Genomic DNA, 19,710 nt, shown 5'->3' on the forward strand with positions numbered 1-19,710 from the left:
TGGCGGGAAGCTGCCTGGGAGAGTAGGACGTTGCCGGTTAAAATGTTCCAAGGTAGCTCAACGGTGGAGCACTCGGCTGTTAACCGATAGGCTGAGGGTTCGAATCCCTCCCTTGGAGCCAAAAATTGCCGGAGTGGCGGAACTGGCAGACGCACAGGACTTAAAATCCTGCGATCCTTACCGATCGTACCGGTTCGATTCCGGTCTCCGGCACCAAGAATTACCTAACTATTAATAGGGTTGACTGACTTATCGACGTCAATGCTATCAGCATCGCGGAGTGGAGCAGTGGCAGCTCGTTGGGCTCATAACCCAAAGGTCGCAGGTTCGAATCCTGCCTCCGCAACCATTATTTAATGATTATGCAATAGCCATGAATATCATGGCCCCTTGGTCAAGCGGTCAAGACACCGCCCTTTCACGGCGGTAACAGGGGTTCGATTCCCCTAGGGGTCACCATTCGTTTTATGTGGTATCGTAAACCGCATTGTGTGGGGGTATAGCTCAGCTGGGAGAGCATCTGCCTTACAAGCAGAGGGTCATAGGTTCGAGCCCTGTTACCCCCACCATTATGGCCCAGTAGTTCAGTTGGTTAGAACGCCAGCCTGTCACGCTGGAGGTCGACGGTTCGAGTCCGTTCTGGGTCGCCATTTTTATGGTTGAAAGTAAAAACATTATATGCCGGTGTAGCTCAATTGGTAGAGCAACTGACTTGTAATCAGTAGGTCGCGGGTTCGAGTCCCATCACCGGCTCCAAAGCTGGAGGGGTTCCCGAGTGGCCAAAGGGGACGGACTGTAAATCCGTTATCAGTGATTTCGAAGGTTCGAATCCTTCTCCCTCCACCAAATTTGCGGAAGTGGCTCAGTGGTAGAGCATCGCCTTGCCAAGGCGAGGGTCGCGGGTTCAAATCCCGTCTTCCGCTCCATTATGCGTTCTTAGCTCAACTGGATAGAGCACCGCCCTTCTAAGGCGGGGGTTTGGGGTTCGAGTCCCTAAGGACGCGCCAATTTCATTTTAGTTCGGAGAGGTACCGAAGCGGTCATAACGGGGCGGTCTTGAAAACCGTTAGGGTGCGAGCCCACGTGGGTTCGAATCCCACCCTCTCCGCCAACTTAGATGAAAATACTATTTCCCAATATTGGGGCGTATAGCTCAGCTGGTTAGAGCGCACGCCTGATAAGCGTGAGGTCGATGGTTCGAGTCCATCTATGCCCACCATGCCCAGATAGCTCAGTCGGTAGAGCAGGGGACTGAAAATCCCCGTGTCGGTGGTTCGATTCCGCCTCTGGGCACCATCAGAAAGATCAATGATTAAGTCTTATCTTAGTTGTTGGTCTTTATTTATTTTTGCATCTTTTAGCGTTAAGCATAAAACGCTATAATAAATTGAGTAAATCAAAGAAGATTGGAGATACGTTATGCTGGATCAATTGAGGAAAGAGTTAAATGATTTAGATGAAACACTTATAGAATTGCTTGAAAAGCGTTTTAAAGTGACTGAGCAAGTTGGCGCTTTTAAACAGCGTGAAAACATGGTAGTCCTGCAACCAGAACGCGAAGCTGAGATAATAGAGCGCATTGCAGAAACGCTGGCTGAATCAGAATATTCAACATATATTATTGAAATTTATCGCAGTATTTTTGAACAAAGCCGTTCTCAACAATCAAAATATGTTAAATAATGAGTATATTGCCCGATAGCGATAGAAAAGAATTACAAATATATTAAGATTAGAAAAGGACTATACTCAGCAATTCCAAATAATAGTATACTGAGAACAGAGTAATTTATCATATTCAGGAGTGCTAAATGGAATTATTACAATCCTTATCAACGTCGACCTTTAATTTTTTATATGAAATAAAAATTAACTATATTGTCGACATCGCAATTATTGCATTTGTATTTTACAAATTATTGGGACTTATTCGTGAAACGAGAGCAGAACAGCTCGTCAAGGGATTTCTAATTATTCTCATTATCTCCAAATTGAGTGAATGGGCAAAACTCTATGCGGTTAATTATGTACTTCAAAGCACATTTACGATTGGGTTGATTGCTTTGGTCATCATATTTCAGCCGGAACTAAGAAAGGCGTTGGAACACTTAGGTCGAAGTCAACTGTTCCTGATGCCTGCTCGGAAGAGCGTTCAGAACTCACTGGAGCGAATGGTTAATGAAATCGTAGACGCAGCGGGCGTTATGTCCAGAAAGAAAATTGGTGCACTTATTGTTATTGAGCGCACTACGGGGATCAATGATATAGCTGAAACAGGCACCATCATTGATGCGCAGATCTCCGCAGATCTGCTAATGAATATTTTTTATCCGAAATCACCGCTTCACGACGGTGCAGTCGTTATAAAAAATGAACGCCTTATGGCCGCCGGTTGCTTGCTGCCATTATCATCAAACAAATATATTTCAAAAGAGCTTGGGACACGCCATCGTGCAGGGATGGGTATGACCGAGAGCTCAGATGCGCTTATTGTTATTGTCTCTGAAGAAACGGGTGCGATATCAATGGCCTTAGAAGGCAAACTTCAACGCTTTCTGGATACGACAACGCTAAAAGAACTTATGAGTAATGCGCTTGTCGTAGAAAAAGAAGAAAAGCAGGGAGGTAAGCGCAATGCCAAAGGAAAATAAACTATTAGAACGGCTAAAAAAGATCATAACTGGCATCAAAAACTTACCGAAAGCATTTTTCAGCATCAATTTAAATCATAATACAGGAACCAAAATTTTTTCATTGGTACTTGCGATACTGTTCTGGGTATTTGTTATGGACCAAGTAGATCCGGAAATTACAAAAGTAATTGAAAGTGTACCAGTGCAGCTTATTAATCAGCAAGAGCTTGATCAGAACGATTTGATTATTATGGATCAGCATGATTATTTTGTCAATGTTGAAATTACCGGACGACGTAATAATGTTTTAAATACCAGCAAATCTTCTATCTATTTATGGGCAGATATGCGTAATGTGAAAAAAGGATCAAATATACTTCAGATCAATAAAACAATTAATTCTGAGGCTGTCGCCATCAAAACCCTTATTCCAAATGAAATTGTGCTGAGTATTGATCAAATTGTTTCAATACCAAAACCAGTGCGTGTTACAATTTCGGGAAATTATCAGGATGGGTTCTATCAAAGTGGCATGACGATAAGTCCTGAAGAAGTCAAAGTTAATGGGCCTGAAAGTGTTGTAAACCAAGTTGCGTATCTCGGAGGGACGTTAAATGTTTCAAATATCGATTCTGATACAACAAAGGAAATCAGTCTAGTCCCATATGATAATGATGGTGAAATGGTCACTGGTGTAACACTGGATGAAAGCTATAGCAGTGTTACGATCAATGTAGGAATGGAAAAAATGATTCCAGTGCAACCTGTTATCAATGGAGCGCCTATGGATGGCTTTGAGGTCGTATCTACGACGATATCGCCTGTTTACACGATGGTTAGCGGGAATGAAGCTGTTGTATCATCATTATCGGAAGTGTTCGCTGAGCCGATTAATCTCAAAGGTGAAGAAGCTTCGTCATTCATTGTCGAAAAGAGTATCGACTTGCCGCCAGGCGTTAAGTCCAATGTCGAAAATAATATGGTACAGATTGAAGTGCTGATTGAACCGATTATCACAAAAGAGTTTAATTTTAACGTTAAGGACATTCCGATTGTCAATCTATCGGATACACTGCGAACAAATCTCAATGAGAATACAGGAACGATAAATATTAAGGTGAAAGATTTAGAATCAATTATCAATAACTTATCAAAAGACGATATTCATCTTTCCATCAACTTTGGAATAGTTGATAAAGCTGGTCTATACCGGTTAAAAGTAAATGTTGCCAATGAAGATCGCTTCAAAGAGCTGAGCATTGATCCGGTTTATATTGAAATTCAAGTAACAGAGTAAAAGGAGACATATGTCTCCTTTTTTTAGCATATTAGTAAAATAAGTAAGTTTTTAGTTGAGGAGATTATATCATTCCCTTTTGTTGATCTTTCACGACAATATGTGAAATTTCGTAAGATATAAATAGTACAGATTGCCGTGAAAAGATTATAATTTGAGTGGTGTAATTTCCTCAATTTAAGTTTTTATCTTGGTTTTTAACCTATGTTTTCAATTTGATATTGATCGGGTACTTTGTATGCAGTGTTTTCTTACTTGCTTATTATGGTTTTTAGAAAGGGTATCATAGATATGAAAAGTGAGGGAGAAGCATTCAGATTAAAGGTCGTTTAAATAGAGCAAATGAGGGTATTTAATAAGGAAGGGCGGGGATATCATAATCTCGCCCTTTTGTCATTGAAATGAAGTATACTTCATGTACTCATATAATGTATGGTGGATTACGATGGATTAATGATGCTGATTAAAAGCGCTTATGCAACAATACGAAAGAAAATGACGATTGACTATAATAAGATAATGAATTGATGCAGTTTAGGCGCCAATAATTTCATTACATGACAATTCAGTTGCAGGAAAACCTAGAATAACATAGAATAATATCACAGAGAGAGGTATGGTATGAATATTTATGATGGCATGATGTATCCGCTTGAAAAAAAGTGGCTGGCCGAAAAACGTGAGTGGCTCATGCGTTATGTCAAAGGAGAGGTATTGGAAATCGGTTATGGTACCGGATCAAATTTTAAATTTATGAATACAGATGCAATACACCACATAACGGCTTTGGATACCTCTGAAAATGATATCGTTAGAAACGATTTGCCCATTCATTTTGTAACGGGTAGCGTAGAAGCGTTACCTTTTGAAAACGATTTTTTCGATACGGTTATCGAAACACTTGTACTGTGTTCTGTGAATGAACTCGAGCGTTCAATTTCCGAAATTGCACGCGTTCTAAAGCCTGGGGGTACATTTGTCTATATGGATCATGTCTTGCCTAATGATGCTGGACTTGCCAAAGCATTCAAAGTGGTCAACCCACTATGGTCAAAGATAGCCAATGGTTGCCAGTTAGTACGAACACCGAAGTCGCTTTTTGAACGATATAACCTAAAAATCGTAGAGGGTCATAGCGTGGGAAAAGGAATATTCGATTATGGCATAGCGATCAAATTTGCTTGAAGACCAGTAAATAACAAGCTAAAACTAAAGGGGAATAAAAAATCGTGATTGATATTAATCAAAGAGAACGTGAAAACGGCATGCGCAAGGATATTGAAAAAATTCTAGATGCAGCGCACGATGCAATTATTGCTATTGATAAAGATGAAAATATAACGATTTTTAATCGTTCAGCTGAACGATTGACAGGGCAGAAAGCATCTTATGCCATTGGAAGTCCTGTGGAAGATGTCATTGACAATACCCGTCTACCGATTATTTTAAAAACCGGGATTTCTGAGCTCAATCAGCAGCAGCCGCTTCGCGACATTATCATTGTTACCAATCGAATGCCTGTGATTGACGATGACGGTGATATTATCGGTGCAATCGCTATTTTTAGAGATATTTCAGAAATGGTAGACCTTGCAGAACGCATAACGAATCTTAATCAGATTAAAGAAACCCTTGAAGCGACCATTACAGCAACTCAAGACGCTATTTCAGTTGTTGATGCACAAGGGATTGGGATTTTAATTAACCCTGCCTATACGCGCATGACGGGGTTCGTTGCAGAACAGATAATCGGCAAAGACTGCACCGTTGATTTGACAGAAGGTGAAAGTGTCCATATGGAAGTACTTCGAACGGGTAAACCGGTGAAAGGTAAAAAACTTCGGGTAGGACCACAGCGCAAAGACGTTATTGCCGAGGCAGCGCCGATTATCGTCAAAGGAGAAATCAAAGGATCTGTTGCCATAATCCATGATCTTACGGAAATAAATGAAATCTACAAACAGCTTGACATGGCCAAAAAGATTATTCGGAATTTAGAAGCAAAATATACATTTGATGATATCATTGGCACAAGTGATTTGATGGGCTATGCTGTCGAAAAGGCAAGAATGGCAGCTGAAACGCCAGCAACGGTTATTTTAAGAGGTGAAAGCGGCACGGGTAAGGAACTCTTTGCTCATGCGATACATAACTCTTCTGATCGAAAATATGCGCAGTTTATCCGGGTAAACTGTGCAGCGATTAACGAAGGGTTACTAGAAAGTGAACTCTTTGGTTATGAGGAAGGTGCTTTTACAGGTGCTTCAAAAGGTGGTAAGGTCGGACTTTTCGAAAAGGCAAATGGCGGTACGATCTTTTTAGATGAAATTGGTGAACTCAGCCTGAATATACAGGCAAAGCTGCTGCGTGTCCTACAGGAAAAAGAGATTCTTAGAGTAGGCGCTAACAAATCGATCCCCATTGATGTTCGTGTGATTACAGCAACCAATGTTAACCTTGAAGAAGCCGTAAAGCAAAAGCGTTTTCGAATGGATCTCTATTATCGAATTAATGTTGTGCCCATTGATATTCCTGCATTGCGTCAGCACAAAGAGGATATCTTGGAACTTGTAAAGCATATGATTAATAAATTTAATTTAGAATACGGGCGAAATGTTCAAGAAATTTCTGAGGGTGCACTGCGGATAATCTCCGCATATGACTGGCCCGGCAACGTACGTGAGCTGGAGAATTTTATTGGTCGTGCAATGATTAATATCAAAATGCAGGAAATTATTTTGACTGAGGCGCACTTGCCGTCAATTGTCTATCGGCAGTCGCACAAAAATGAAGCCCTCCATCCGTTGGACGAAAGTATTTTAAGCTTGGAAGAAAGTGTAAAGAACTTTGAAAGACAATTAATCATCAGAACTTTGGAGGTGAATGAATATAATCGGGAAGCGACGGCAAAAGCACTTAAGATAAGTTTGCGAACACTTTATTATAAAATAAAGGCTTATGATATTGTCTGAAACATGAAGCAGGCAGTTTTTTCAGAAACAAAAACAGGCGGATGTTAAGAAATCTGCATGCAAATATTTGCAAAAAAACGATTGTTTTGCAAATATTTGCATGCAGATTTTTGCGTTTTATGACATTCTCGTTATAAAACCTGCTGAAAAACCCTGTGAATCTGTAGACTGTATGCAAAGTACACCTTTGGCATAAGATTTGCATAATATATAACTGTCGAGTAAAAAGAAAACGATGAGGTGAAATCATGATTAGCAGTTTTGAAGCATTATGTACCGAAGCCGTCAAGAAGGGACCTAAGACAGTAGCAGTTGCGTGTGCGCAGGATGACGATGTCTTAAAAGCTGTTAAAGCGGCGTATACAGAGGGTATGATTAACGTGATACTGGTAGGAGACCAACCAAAGATTAAAGCGATTGCAGATACGATTGGTTTTGATATTTCAGGACTTGAATGCATTCAAATTGAGGATGCTGTTGAAGCATCTCTTAAAGCTGTATCATTGGTATCCTCCGGCAAAGCAGACATCGTTATGAAGGGGCTGGTCGATACATCTGTTATTTTAAAAGCTGTATTAAACAAAGAGGTTGGACTAAGAAGCGGTAATGTTCTCAGCCATGTCGCCGTGTTTGAAGTGCCGACTTATCATAAAATGTTAATGCTGACAGATGCGGCTATGAATATTGCCCCAGATCTAAATACGAAAAAGCAAATTGTAGAAAATGCACTGGCGGTCACAAAAGCACTTGGTATTGAAACAGCTAAAGTCGGCGTTTTGGCAGCAAAGGAAAAAGTGAATCCGGCAATGCAGGCAACTGTCGATGCAGGTGAACTCGTAAAAATGAATCAAAATGGGGAAATTAAAGAATGCATTATTGGCGGACCATTTGCACTTGACAATGCGATTTCAAAGGAAGCCGCTCAAATTAAGGGTGTCAAAGACCCCATAGCAGGTGACGTTGATTTACTGGTTAGTCCGCAAATAGAATCAGGCAATATCTTATACAAGGCACTCAATTTTTTAGCGAACGCAAAATCTGCGGGTGTTATTGTCGGTGCAACAGCACCCGTTATTTTAACATCACGAGCAGACACTGATGAATCCAAACACTATTCCATTGCATTGGGTGTTTTAATGACAGCTAATCGGTAACTGTAAGTCTACAAAAGATGAAAGATGGGAGGTACCAATGTCATTTAATATTTTAGCGATTAATCCGGGGTCGACCTCGACCAAAATTGCAGTGTTCGAGGAGGAAAAAGAAGTCTTTGAAATAACCATTCGGCATCCGAATGAAGTTATCGAACAATATGCATGCATATTTGATCAGTACGACTTTAGAAAGCAAATTATCATTGATACACTCAAAGAGAAAGGTTTTGATCTTAATACCTTGAATGCAGTTGTTGGCAGGGGCGGTTTACTCAAACCGATTAAAGGCGGCACTTATGCAGTCAATGAGCCTATGCTAAACGATTTGAAAAAAGGTGTTTTGGGTGAGCACGCTTCCAATCTCGGTGGGATTATTGCAAACGAAATTGCATCTCAGTATCATATTCCGGCATTTATTGTAGACCCGGTAGTCGTTGACGAGATGACAGATGTTGCAAAAGTTTCCGGAATGGCAGGGGTTGATCGTATCTCAATCTTCCACGCACTCAATCAAAAAGCGGTTGCGCGAAGGTATGCAAAATCTATTGGCAAGCAATATCAAGATATTAACGTTATTATTGCACACTTGGGCGGCGGCATCTCAGTGGGTGCCCATCTAAAGGGCAAAGCTGTCGATGTCAATAATGCACTTGATGGCGATGGTCCATTTTCGCCTGAGCGGTCTGGCGGCATTCCAATTGGCACGCTGACGAAGATGTGCTTTTCAGGAGAGTACACATTAGAGGAGATCAAGAAAAAAATAAAAGGCAAAGGCGGACTGGTCTCTTATTTAAATTCCAATGACGGCAGAGAAGTTGAAGCCATGATTGCAAAAGGCGATGAAAATGCAAAGCGCATTTACGAAGCAATGGCCTATCAAGTATCAAAAGAAATCGGAGCTTGTGCGACTGTCCTCAAAGGCGAAGTAGATGCTATTATTCTCACAGGCGGATTGTCTTATAGCAAGATGCTAACGAACTGGATTGTTGATGCGGTTCAGTTTATAGCCGAAGTGGTTGTCTATCCAGGAGAAGATGAAATGCGTGCATTGGCTCAAGGCGGCTTAAGGGTCCTAAAAGGAGAAGAAACGCCGCAGATATATGAAGGCTAGTGAAAGGTTGGTCAGGATGGGATCAAATATTTCAAACGATAAACGCATTCGAATCATTATTGGTCACTACGGCAGCGGTAAAACAGAGTTCGCCGTTAACTATGCGTTAGCGCTTAGTAAGCGAGGCAAGCATGTTAGCCTTTGTGATCTTGATATTGTCAATCCCTACTTCAGATCGAGAGAGAAAGCAGAAATGCTCGAATCAGCAGGGATTACTGTGATAAGCGGTGCTAGAGGCCATCAGGCCAATTTAGATATTCCGATGATTAGTGCAGCTATATTGGGGCCTTTGCAACAGCCCGAAGAGCAGGTTATTTTGGATGTTGGCGGAGATTCAGTCGGCGCTAGAGTGCTTGCACGTTATCATCCCAATTTAAAAGAAGGGGACTATGATATGTTCTGTGTCATCAACGCGAATCGCGAGCAGACACAGGATGTTCAAGGGGTGTTGTCTCATATAAAAGCAATCGAAGCGACAGCGGGATTAAAAGTCACAGGACTTATTAATAACACGCATATGCTTCGCGAAACAACGACTGAAGATGTCATGCGAGGACAGTTGTTGTCAGAAGAAGTCTCCAGATTGCTGGAGATACCAGTTAAGTATATTAGTACGCTCTCATCCGTTGCAGCAGAGCTCGAAGGTTCGATGGCAGGTGAAATTTTCCCGATAAGGATGGTTATGCGGGAAGATTGGATGTAATGTACTGAATAAAAAGATAGGAGGTAAGGCAAGTGGCGGTAAAAGGTAAAGTTACATTTAACGTGGATATTTGTAAAGGGTGTGCACTCTGTACGACAGCTTGCCCGGTCAAAATTATTTCAATGGACACAAAGGTAATTAATGCGAAAGGGTATCACCCTGCTGCTGTAACAGATCCGGACAAATGTATTGGATGTGCAAATTGTGCGATGATCTGTCCAGATTGTGTCATCACTGTTGAAAGATTTTAAAGGGAGGTTAGGAAGCAATGGCTAAAATACTGATGAAAGGTAACGAAGCGATAGGGGCAGCGGCGATTAAAGCAGGCTGTAAATACTTTTTCGGATACCCTATCACACCTCAAAATGAAGTGCCAGAGTACATGTCTAGAGAACTGCCTAAAAACGGCGGTGTCTTTTTACAAGCAGAAAGTGAAGTCGCGGCGATTAATATGGTCTATGGCGCATCTGGCTGCGGCGCTCGTGTAATGACCTCTTCTTCATCTCCGGGGATTGCCCTGAAGCAGGAAGGCATTACTTATATTGCAGGGGCAGAACTGCCTTGTGTCATCGTCAATATCGTAAGGGGAGGCCCTGGACTAGGCGGCATACAGCCTGCTCAGTCTGATTATAACCAAGTGACGAGAGGCGGCGGCAATGGGGATTACAAATTGCTCGTATTGGCACCGGCTAACTTGCAGGAAATGGTTGACTTGATGCAGGAAGCATTTGATGCGGCTGATTACTATCGAAATCCCGTAATGCTCGTCGGCGACGGTATGATCGGTCAAATGATGGAGCCTGTTGAATTTAGAGAGATTAAAACGAAATACACATTATCTGAAAAAACATGGGCGACGACTGGTACAAAAGGTCAAAGACCACACAACATTATCAATTCGCTGTTCCTTGATCCGGCACAGCTTGAAGAGCACAATCATAAACTTCAAAAAAAATATGACGATATGAAAGCCAATGAAGTTCGTTATGAATCGGTTGGTGTCGAAGACGCAGATATTGTACTCGTCGCTTATGGCACAACTTCCAGAATCGTACGCAATGCGATAGCGACACTGAAAGAAGAAGGCATTAAAGCGGGAATCATTAGACCGATTTCGCTCTGGCCGTTCCCAATGGCAGCATTTGACGCAATTCCAGAAACCTGTAAAGCAATTGTTTCTGTTGAAATGTCAATGGGCCAAATGATTGATGATATTAAGATTGCTTCAAATGGCAGATGGGCTGTTGATTTTTATGGACGCTCAGGCGGTATGATTCCAACGCCGGATGGCATTGTAGCGAAAGTCAAAGAAATCATGGGAGGTGTTAAATAATGGCTGTGGTTTTTCAAAAAACAAAGGGTCTTTTAGACAATCAAACACATTATTGCCCAGGTTGTACCCATGGGATTATCCATCGATTGGTGGCAGAGGTATTGGAAGAACTTGATGTACTAGGTGATACCATTGCCGTTGCACCAGTTGGCTGTTCAACATTGGCATATGATTATTTCAATATGGATATACATCAAGCGGCACACGGTCGTGCACCGGCTGTTGCAACAGGGATCAAACGCGTTCAACCAGATAAAGTTGTTTTTACCTATCAGGGGGACGGGGATCTCGCTTCGATCGGTACGGCAGAGATTATTCATGCTGCACATCGTGGTGAAAAAATCACGACGATTTTTGTCAACAACGCCATTTATGGTATGACAGGCGGTCAAATGGCTCCCACGACGCTGATTGGACAACGTGCCACAACAGCACCGCTTGGCAGGACTGTCGAGCATTCCGGTATGCCGCTCAAAGTATCTGAAATGCTGGCGACCATTAATGGGGCGGCTTTTGTCGAACGCGTATCAGTCGATTCGCCTGCGAATATTCGCAAAGCTAAAAAAGCAATTAAAGAAGCTTTTGAATGCCAAATCGCACGAAAAGGTTTTTCCATCGTAGAAGTGCTGTCAACTTGTCCGACTAACTGGGGCCTAACACCAATTGACGCCATTAAATGGCTTCAAGACAATATGATTCCATATTATCCGATTGGTAACCTCAGAAGACCAGAGGAGGTGTAATCATGTTGAATGAAAAAGTAATATGCGCTGGATTTGGCGGACAAGGCGTTATGCTCATGGGACAGTTGATCTCATATGCAGGCATGATTGAAGGCAAAGAAGTATCTTGGCTGCCTTCATATGGACCTGAAATGCGTGGCGGAACTGCAAACTGTGCCGTTATGGTTTCTGATAAACCAATTGGCTCACCGGTTATCACCGATAATGCAACGACGGCAATCATTATGAATCTGCCTTCACTTGATAAATTCGAAACGGATGTTATCGCTGACGGCAATCTTTTGATTAACAGCTCACTAATCGAAAAAAAGGCAGCCAGAGAAGACCTTAAAGTTTACTATGTGCCTGCGAATGAAATAGCCAATGATCTCGGCAATTTAAAGACGGCAAACATGGTTATGCTTGGCGCCTACTTAGAACTTACAAAAGCTGTTGAGATTGAATCGGTGTTAAGCGCGCTGAAAAAGACGCTGGGTGATGCAAAGGCGCATCTCATAGATATAAACCGTGAAGCAATCAAAAAAGGTGCAGAAGCCGTAAGAGCATAGGCGTTGTTTTATACAATGAATAATGTAGTGTTCAGAATACAAAAGCATATAAAAAAAGAAATTGCAGTATGTGAGTAACAAAACAAGATTCATTGACTTTTGAGAAGTCATTTATGATACAAGCTGCTTTTGAGAAGAGATTGGCGAGTCCAATCTCTTTTTTAATATACAACTGTGATTGCGTAAAGATTATCGTCGGACTTTGAATGGTAAAGCGAATCGGTATATTGGTGTAAGGATAAGGGATCCAAATATTTCGAAACAGTGACAATCATTGAATAGGTTTATAATTTATGAGATAATAAAGTGCAATAAAAATAGAAGGGGTTTCAAAATGCAAGATTTTATACAGGCATTTGCGCTGATTTTCGTTGCGGAAATGGGGGATAAGACGCAAATCATGGCGATGGCATTTGCGACAAGATATAAAATTTCTCACATTCTGCTTGGGGTTGGAATAGGTGCTTTTTTAAACCATGGACTGGCAATCATGCTAGGTTCATTATTAAACCGCTATATCCCGTTGGAAGCTTTACAACTGGTAGCCGGTGTGTTATTCGTCGCTTTTGGTCTATTGTCACTTTCTATTTCAGAAGAAGATGAAGAAACGACAAAAATCAATAAATACGGTGCCATCGCAACCGTCGCAATGTCATTTTTCTTAGGGGAGCTTGGCGATAAAACGCAGCTGACGGCATTGACGCTTTCAACACAAGCCCAGCTGCCGATAATGACATTGATGGGGACCGTTTCAGGTATGGTCGTCGTAAGTTCGGTTGGGATCTTTATTGGCGCCAAGTTAGGAGATCGTATTCCAGAACACATGATTCGCTTGGGTTCTTTTGTGATTTTCATGCTGTTTGGTCTCAATAAAATATTTAGTTCTTCCTATGTACAAAGTATGGGAAGCACCTTTACATGGATTCTTATTTTAATGATTGCACTTTTGACAGTTTATAGATTTATTATATTTAGAAGGCAAATTGTTGAAATATCTGTATCGGCATTACGACAGAAAGCTAAGGATTTGAAGGCTTATAAAGAACGTATTCAAAATGGTATTGATCAGCTTTGTCAAGGCTGTGATGTTTGTAGAGATATGGGCTGTGTCGTGGGATATATGCGCGGTATTCTTGCCGAGCGCATGAAACCGGGAGAATTAAATTCAGATTATTTGGAAATGCTCCATAATCGAGATTTTGATCCTGACAAGGCAAAGGTAATCAGTGTAATGATTGACGAGTACTTTGAAAAATATCCTGATGAGCGTGAAACCAATTGGCAGCTGGTAACCGTTCAAAAAGTACTTGAAAAAATTATAGAAAAGAATACAATACATTTAGTATGAAATAGATGGCTTGTACGCCATTGGTTACAATAAACAAAGAATGAATTGGGGTGGCGTAAATGGCGAGACTTTTTGGAACAGATGGTGTTAGAGGCATTGCAAATACAGAATTGACCGTAAAGCTGGCAATGCAGCTGGGAAAATATGGCGCACATTTGATCACAAAGGGCAAAGAAAATGGCATGATTCTCGTAGGAAAAGATACCAGAATTTCGGGCGATATGTTGGAATCTGCATTAATTGCCGGTATTCTTTCAACTGGATGTAATGTTGTAAGGCTTGGTATTATACCAACACCAGCAGTTGCAAAGCTCATTCGGGTACTGAATGCTGATGCAGGTGTTATGATATCGGCTTCTCACAATCCGGTAGCATTCAACGGCATTAAATTTTTTGATGAAAACGGTTTTAAACTTCGAGATGCACTTGAAGATGAAATCGAAGAAGCAATTCGCGATAAGAGAGATATTGACACGACGCATATAGGCGTTATGACTGATTATGATCAAGCGGAACACGATTATATAAAAGAGACGCTTAAAGCCGTTAAAGGATTGTCGCTGGAAGGTTTAAAGGTGGCATTGGACTGTGCCAATGGCTCGGCTTCCTTTGTTGCGCCGATGGCGCTTAATCAATTGGGCGCAAAGGTGTATGCGATCCATCACGAACCGGACGGCTATAATATCAATGAAGGATGTGGATCGACGCACTTAAGCAATTTACAAACTTTTGTAAAGACAATCCAAGCAGATATAGGCATTGCTTTTGATGGTGATGCTGATCGCATGTTGGCAATTGATGAGCATGGTGAGATCATTGATGGCGATAAAATCATGGCCATCTGTGCCAAGGCAATGAAGGCAAAGGAGATATTGCCTGAGGATACAGTTGTTTCGACGGTTATGAGTAACTTAGGATTTGACATCGCTTTAAAAGAGCACGCACTTAACGCAGTGAAAACACAGGTTGGCGATCGTTATGTATTGGAAGAAATGCTCGCGAACGGTTACGCATTAGGCGGCGAGCAGTCGGGTCATATTATCTTTCTAAAGCATAATACAACGGGAGATGGCCTGCTGACAGCTGTAAAGCTTCTTGAAGTGATGAAACAGACTGGTAAGTCTGCCTCTGAATTGGCAATGATTATGAAAGTCTATCCACAAGTTCTCGTCAATGCAAAAGTCGCCAATCATAAGAAACACTTGTATCTCCAGAACGACTTAATCAAACAGGAAATTATGACGCTTGAATCGGATTTTCATGGCAAAGGACGTGTATTGGTAAGACCATCGGGTACCGAGCCGCTAGTCAGAGTGATGATCGAAGGTGAATGTCAAGAGCAGCTGGAAGTAGCGGCAAAGACATTGGCAGCATTGATCGAACAGGAATTGGGTTAAATTTAAACTTATATAAGCAATATGAAGCGCCTGTTTCTCTTTGGGGAGAATGCAGGCGCTTTTTAATGAATATATGGAATGACACGATAGCAATGTAAGTAAAGATACGTATCGACATGAAAACAGGATTGATGTGTGTAAGGTTTACACCACTATCGTTATGAAAGCTCATGTGTTGTATCATACCAATGTGAGAGTGCAGAGATCCCTGCTTCGTCAGTCTCAGCGTGAATACTCAAATCATAAACGTAGTTTTTAATGCTTTTTTGATAGATAGGATCATAATGCTTGGTTAATATGCCTTCAACAAAAGCTTCATATTGCGCTGTTCGGAGTTTCTCAGCCATATCGCCGTAAGTTTCTTTTGAAAGATAAGGCTTAATCCTTTCAAAGGCCGGCCAGATGAGCGCTTCAAAATTATCGGCGCTGCAATATTCATCAATTAAAGCTTTAATGCGATTTTCCATTTCGCGGTAAACCATTATATGTTCCCCTGAACGGATTGCTTCAAAGAGTTTTGGCGGAATATAGACGTTGCCGATTCGTTTGCTTTCAGATTCTACAAAGGCATATTCAGCAGGTGATGCAGCGAGTTGATGAAAAACGGTGTTTTCAAACATCTGCATGTGTTGAATTTCATTCGTGCCAATGGCGCCGAGGTGTGATCCTTTGTGATTGGCTGCGCCTTCAAGGTCGAGAACCGGGTATCCTTTGCGCATAAGCCCCGTTAACAGTTTTGTTTTGCCCACACCAGTAAGACCATGAACCATGATAAACTTTGGAAAACGCGAGGGTGAATCTAAATAAGCTAAGACTTGATGACGGTAATGCTTATAACCGCCGTCGAGACAATAGACCTCTTCACCGATTCCCTTTAGCAGCTGTGTAATAGAACGGCTGCGAAAGCCGCCTCTGGCACAGTAAAAGGCAATGACTGCATTGGGCTTCTCAGCTTTCACCTTACAAATAGCATCAAAGTAATCAATGACTTTGCCGGATGCTACTTTGAGTCCCAATCGTTTCGCTTCCTCTACAGAGACTTGTTTATAAAGTGTGCCGACATCACGACGTTCCTGATCGTTTAAAATGGGCATATTCACAGCGCCGACAATGTGGCCTTGCTCGAATTCACTTTCACTTCGAACATCTATGTAGTAAGTATTTTGACGTGTGACGTCAAAGGGGATTTTTAATGCCATTCAGTTCGCCTCCTAAATCCAATCCTATTCTAACACAAAAAAAACATCCTAACTAGGATGCTTTTTATTTGATTCGATTTTAACAGAAAACTTTGAAAGATTGTTGTTGAGATTGAGACTCGACCGATAGAGATTGGTAATGGCACGAGACATGCTCTTTATGGAATCACGCTGTTGGTCGATAGATCGCTTAATAGATCTGCTGACATACGCATTTTGTTTGGAAGCGTTGGTGAGTTCTTTTAAGTACTTGAGAATATCATTGTTTCGCGCTTCTAGAAACTGAAAATCTTCTCGCAGTGTTTTTACGAACAGCAACACTTCAGGATGAACATCCGATTCATTTTGGAGTGTGCTTTCAACGGCGTTGAAATGCTTATTAATGCCGTTGATTTTAATATTAATGGCACGCGCCAATGTGTCTAGTGTCTCAATGCCTTCAACTTGCTGCATGGTATCTTCAGAAATGGTACGAACGGCTCTGGAAATCTGCTGTATGGCACGGTTGTTTACTTCAGCATCTTCATTGAGTGCAGTAGCATATTGATGAATGTTATTGCTGATGCTTGAAATATTGCTTGAAATCGTCTCTAAGCTCGTCAGCATATCATTGTATGCGATAAAGAGTTGATTGAAAGACGGATTATCAGATTGTAAGCTGGTAAAACTAAAAAGGCCTTCACTAGCAGCTGTTAAATGTTTTGAAAACATACGGAATTGTTTTTCCCACTTATGGTTGCGCATAAGTATCCAGAGGATAAAGAGCAGCAGAAAGCTTATACTCAAAGCGCTGATCCAAAGCGTGTACCTTCGTATTTCGGCATTGATAGGTGCCGTATTAAAGCCAATGATCGTATGAAGGGATTGATCGGGAAGGTATGCATAATAAAAAAGCATGTTCTGATTACCCATTGTACCGTTAAACGTTGCTGAAGATTGTTGGCGCATAAGCTCGGGGAGCTCAGCTGTAAAAGAAGCGTCAACATCTCCGAGGGTTTGCCACTGAACGAGATCATCCTCTGAAGCATAGAGAATGTAACCTTTATCATCAAAGAAGAGCAGTCTATCACCGGATTGTTCAGAAAGCATAACCTCATCATTGAAAAGATCATGCTCAATATGGACAGTACAGGCACCGATTGGAGAATCACCATCGAAAATAATTTTTCGAAAACCAATGACCGATTTATTATAATGAAGATCGTAGTATGGTGGAAAGATAATATCAATATCTTGAGGCAAATGAGAGGGCAGCCATTGGTTATAAGGCTCGTTGTGCTGTGTTGCATAAACATCGCCAGTGTTGTAGATGATTTCATTTTTATCAAAGAGCGTCAGTGTTACGGCCAATATGTCAGGATCTCGGAGCGAAACATTATTGAGCATTTCGACAATATTATAAAATTGATAATTTGAAGCGGCACTATTATGGATGTTAATATAATTAAGCGAGTGCAGAAAGTCGATAAGTGCCGGATCAGAGGCTAATGTGGCGACGGCATCGGCTTTTTTTGCATAAAATGCATTAAATTCCGTTAATAGTTGATTAGTACGTGCTTCTGTAAGGGTAATAAAAGAATGTTGGAGTGCTCTTTGCATAATGATATAAGATGTACCTGTAATAAAGCAGGCAATGATCATGGCGAGTGAAGCATATCTTATAACAATTCGGTGCCAATAAGTATTTTTTAGCATGGCTGTTCTCCTTTATAATACATAAGGAAATTGCATAATTACCTTTACTTGATCCTTCGTGGCAATAGGTTAAGTTTTTATCTTATAAAAAGAATGTCTATTGTCATGAAAGGCATAAAATTTGAATGATGCAATTTCCTCACATCCCAATGATACCCTGCGAATTGAAAAATTATCAATTCTGTAAAAAAGGTTTACAATAAAAATATTTCATATAATATAAGTAATAAGGGTTTTCATGGGCATAGGAGGTTTTATATGAGAATGATTAGCGTTCAGGATGCCGTAGAAGGGCTGGAAGTTGCCAAACCCATTTACGATTCTAAATTATCATTATTAATCAGAGAGGGTAATGCATTAACAGATCGAACGATTGAAAAACTTAAAGCAGCAGATGTTCGTCATCTGTACATCAATGACGCGCTTTCAGATGGGATCTTTCTAGAACCCCTTATCTCTGAACAGCTTAAATTTCAAGCGATTGCTTTTATGAAAAAAATATATGAATCGCAAATGGCGGATAACCATCCCAATGATAATATACCGCAAATTACCGAAGATCAGATTCGAACACTACGAGGGATGGTTGACGATGTGTTAACAGAAATATATGCTTTTCAAGATAAAAAATATTACAGTACAGAATTTTTAGGGGCAGAAGTTTATCATTTTGACCATGCGGTTGAGGTGATGATCCTATCGGTACTGATTGGCAGGAAACTTGGTATTGACCGTGAACGGCTCATTAAACTCGGTATGGGTGCCGTGCTTGCAGATATCGGCAAGTCGCGTGTACCACAGGAAATCTTAAATAAACGTGGAAAGCTGGATGAATACGAGTTTGCAACGATGAAAAATCATGTGGATTACAGTTATGGCATTCTCAAGGATCTCGTGGAGCTTTCACCAATTGCCAGACAAGTGATTATGCTGCATCACGAACGCCTCGACGGGTCTGGTTATCCAAATGGGTTTATTGATGATCAAATTCCTTTAACGGCGCGGATTGTTGCCGTATGCGACGTTTTCTGCGCCATTGTATCAGATCGTACATACAATAACCGTATTTCTGTAGATGTTGCGATTGAAATACTAAGAGCAGCATCGCCGGTGAAACTCGATGCCGATGTTGTTCATACGCTGATTCAGATCGTTGATATCTATCCGCCGGGGACGATTGTCGAGCTGAGCGATGGTAAGATCGGCATTGTCGTAGAGAACAATGTAAATTCTGCTACGCGACCGATAGTAAGACCTGTCGATGACGAAAATACCTTGCTTGATCTTATGAAAGATTTAACACTGTTTATCAAAAAAGCGCTGCCTAAGCTCCCTTAGGGGCGCTATTTTTTTGCCAAAAGATGTGATAAATTTACGCTCTTAAGCCATAATGTGTTTAGAAAAATAACAGCGTGATAAAATATGAAATGGAGCAGCAATAGAATAAAATTGTTGCGCTGGGCACGTCATTTTTAGAACCTTGAATATGTAAGGTAATTGTATAATGCAAAATAATCCTTTGCAGCAATATGTCTATTCTTTGAAAGAGGGAATTCGAAATATTGTAGTGAATGATC

The 19,710-nt window shown here is 41.1% G+C and carries 17 protein-coding genes and 13 tRNA genes; 28 read left to right on the plus strand and 2 right to left on the minus strand.

Annotated elements, in window-relative coordinates; all coding sequences use genetic code 11:
- The first annotated feature begins 46 nt into the window (after positions 1-46).
- The 27 genes from KHM83_RS04890 to glmM all read left to right on the plus strand — a co-directional run bounded on the left by KHM83_RS04890 (position 47) and on the right by glmM (position 15,239).
- Positions 47-121: transfer RNA gene (locus KHM83_RS04890), tRNA-Asn, on the plus strand.
- A 6-nt stretch (positions 122-127) separates the two neighbouring features.
- A tRNA-Leu gene (locus KHM83_RS04895) sits at positions 128-216 on the plus strand.
- 58 nt (positions 217-274) lie between these two features.
- Positions 275-349, plus strand: a tRNA-Met gene (locus KHM83_RS04900).
- Between the two features lie 35 nt (positions 350-384).
- A tRNA-Glu gene (locus tag KHM83_RS04905) sits at positions 385-459 on the plus strand.
- 34 nt (positions 460-493) lie between these two features.
- A tRNA-Val gene (locus KHM83_RS04910) sits at positions 494-569 on the plus strand.
- A 4-nt stretch (positions 570-573) separates the two neighbouring features.
- Positions 574-650: transfer RNA gene (locus tag KHM83_RS04915), tRNA-Asp, on the plus strand.
- A gap of 30 nt (positions 651-680) precedes the next feature.
- Positions 681-756: transfer RNA gene (locus KHM83_RS04920), tRNA-Thr, on the plus strand.
- Between the two features lie 5 nt (positions 757-761).
- Positions 762-846: transfer RNA gene (locus KHM83_RS04925), tRNA-Tyr, on the plus strand.
- A 5-nt stretch (positions 847-851) separates the two neighbouring features.
- Positions 852-926: transfer RNA gene (locus KHM83_RS04930), tRNA-Gly, on the plus strand.
- A 4-nt stretch (positions 927-930) separates the two neighbouring features.
- A tRNA-Arg gene (locus KHM83_RS04935) sits at positions 931-1,007 on the plus strand.
- Positions 1,008-1,022: 15 nt separating this feature from the next.
- Positions 1,023-1,111 (plus strand) — tRNA-Ser (locus KHM83_RS04940).
- Positions 1,112-1,142: 31 nt separating this feature from the next.
- Positions 1,143-1,219: transfer RNA gene (locus tag KHM83_RS04945), tRNA-Ile, on the plus strand.
- 1 nt (position 1,220) lies between these two features.
- Positions 1,221-1,296: transfer RNA gene (locus KHM83_RS04950), tRNA-Phe, on the plus strand.
- 123 nt (positions 1,297-1,419) lie between these two features.
- Complete coding sequence (locus KHM83_RS04955) at positions 1,420-1,683, plus strand: chorismate mutase (protein WP_213235803.1); 264 nt, start codon at positions 1,420-1,422, stop codon at positions 1,681-1,683.
- 128 nt (positions 1,684-1,811) lie between these two features.
- Positions 1,812-2,651: a diadenylate cyclase CdaA gene (cdaA, locus tag KHM83_RS04960; RefSeq protein ID WP_213235804.1), complete on the plus strand. Its 840-nt coding sequence runs from the start codon at positions 1,812-1,814 to the stop codon at positions 2,649-2,651.
- On the plus strand, positions 2,635-3,930 hold the full coding sequence (locus KHM83_RS04965; RefSeq protein ID WP_213235805.1) for a CdaR family protein: 1,296 nt from the start codon (positions 2,635-2,637) through the stop codon (positions 3,928-3,930). The genes cdaA and KHM83_RS04965 overlap by 17 nt, the downstream gene beginning before the upstream one ends.
- 621 nt (positions 3,931-4,551) lie before the next feature.
- Positions 4,552-5,115: a class I SAM-dependent methyltransferase gene (locus tag KHM83_RS04970; protein ID WP_213235806.1), complete on the plus strand. Its 564-nt coding sequence runs from the start codon at positions 4,552-4,554 to the stop codon at positions 5,113-5,115.
- Positions 5,116-5,159: 44 nt separating this feature from the next.
- Positions 5,160-6,902 (plus strand): sigma-54 interaction domain-containing protein, encoded by a 1,743-nt coding sequence (locus KHM83_RS04975; protein ID WP_343213120.1) that lies wholly within the window; start codon positions 5,160-5,162, stop codon positions 6,900-6,902.
- A 248-nt stretch (positions 6,903-7,150) separates the two neighbouring features.
- Positions 7,151-8,056 (plus strand): phosphate butyryltransferase, encoded by a 906-nt coding sequence (locus tag KHM83_RS04980; protein ID WP_213235807.1) that lies wholly within the window; start codon positions 7,151-7,153, stop codon positions 8,054-8,056.
- 37 nt (positions 8,057-8,093) lie between these two features.
- Complete coding sequence (gene buk / locus KHM83_RS04985; protein WP_213235808.1) at positions 8,094-9,167, plus strand: butyrate kinase; 1,074 nt, start codon at positions 8,094-8,096, stop codon at positions 9,165-9,167.
- A gap of 16 nt (positions 9,168-9,183) precedes the next feature.
- On the plus strand, positions 9,184-9,870 hold the full coding sequence (locus KHM83_RS04990; RefSeq protein WP_213235809.1) for a nucleotide-binding protein: 687 nt from the start codon (positions 9,184-9,186) through the stop codon (positions 9,868-9,870).
- Positions 9,871-9,902: 32 nt separating this feature from the next.
- Complete coding sequence (locus KHM83_RS04995) at positions 9,903-10,121, plus strand: 4Fe-4S binding protein (protein ID WP_213235810.1); 219 nt, start codon at positions 9,903-9,905, stop codon at positions 10,119-10,121.
- 17 nt (positions 10,122-10,138) lie between these two features.
- The gene (locus tag KHM83_RS05000) at positions 10,139-11,203 is read left to right on the plus strand and encodes a 3-methyl-2-oxobutanoate dehydrogenase subunit VorB (protein ID WP_213235811.1); all 1,065 of its coding nucleotides are present in this window, start codon (positions 10,139-10,141) and stop codon (positions 11,201-11,203) included.
- Positions 11,203-11,946, plus strand: a complete 744-nt coding sequence (locus tag KHM83_RS05005; protein WP_213235812.1) for a thiamine pyrophosphate-dependent enzyme — start codon at positions 11,203-11,205, stop codon at positions 11,944-11,946. Before KHM83_RS05000 ends, KHM83_RS05005 begins: the two co-directional genes overlap by 1 nt.
- 2 nt (positions 11,947-11,948) lie before the next feature.
- Positions 11,949-12,494: a 2-oxoacid:acceptor oxidoreductase family protein gene (locus KHM83_RS05010; protein WP_213235813.1), complete on the plus strand. Its 546-nt coding sequence runs from the start codon at positions 11,949-11,951 to the stop codon at positions 12,492-12,494.
- Positions 12,495-12,828: 334 nt separating this feature from the next.
- Positions 12,829-13,842 carry a TMEM165/GDT1 family protein gene (locus KHM83_RS05015; RefSeq protein ID WP_213235814.1) on the plus strand — a complete coding sequence of 338 codons (1,014 nt, stop codon included), beginning with the start codon at positions 12,829-12,831 and terminating at the stop codon, positions 13,840-13,842.
- Between the two features lie 59 nt (positions 13,843-13,901).
- A complete protein-coding gene (gene glmM, locus KHM83_RS05020; protein WP_213235815.1) occupies positions 13,902-15,239 on the plus strand; it encodes a phosphoglucosamine mutase in 1,338 nt (445 codons plus the stop codon).
- A gap of 158 nt (positions 15,240-15,397) precedes the next feature.
- Here the strand turns inward: glmM and mnmH are convergent, their stop codons facing one another.
- Positions 15,398-16,438, minus strand: coding sequence for a tRNA 2-selenouridine(34) synthase MnmH (gene mnmH / locus KHM83_RS05025; protein WP_213235816.1), 1,041 nt, complete (start codon positions 16,436-16,438; stop codon positions 15,398-15,400).
- Positions 16,439-16,486: 48 nt separating this feature from the next.
- Positions 16,487-18,133, minus strand: a complete 1,647-nt coding sequence (locus KHM83_RS05030) for a hypothetical protein (protein WP_213235817.1) — start codon at positions 18,131-18,133, stop codon at positions 16,487-16,489.
- 258 nt (positions 18,134-18,391) lie between these two features.
- Between KHM83_RS05030 and KHM83_RS05035 the strand changes: the two genes are divergently transcribed.
- Positions 18,392-19,471 carry an HD-GYP domain-containing protein gene (locus tag KHM83_RS05035; protein ID WP_213235818.1) on the plus strand — a complete coding sequence of 360 codons (1,080 nt, stop codon included), beginning with the start codon at positions 18,392-18,394 and terminating at the stop codon, positions 19,469-19,471.
- The last annotated feature ends 239 nt before the right edge of the window (positions 19,472-19,710 follow it).

The sequence above is a fragment of the Fusibacter paucivorans genome, assembly GCF_018390735.1.
Lineage (GTDB): Bacteria > Bacillota > Clostridia > Peptostreptococcales > Acidaminobacteraceae > Fusibacter > Fusibacter paucivorans.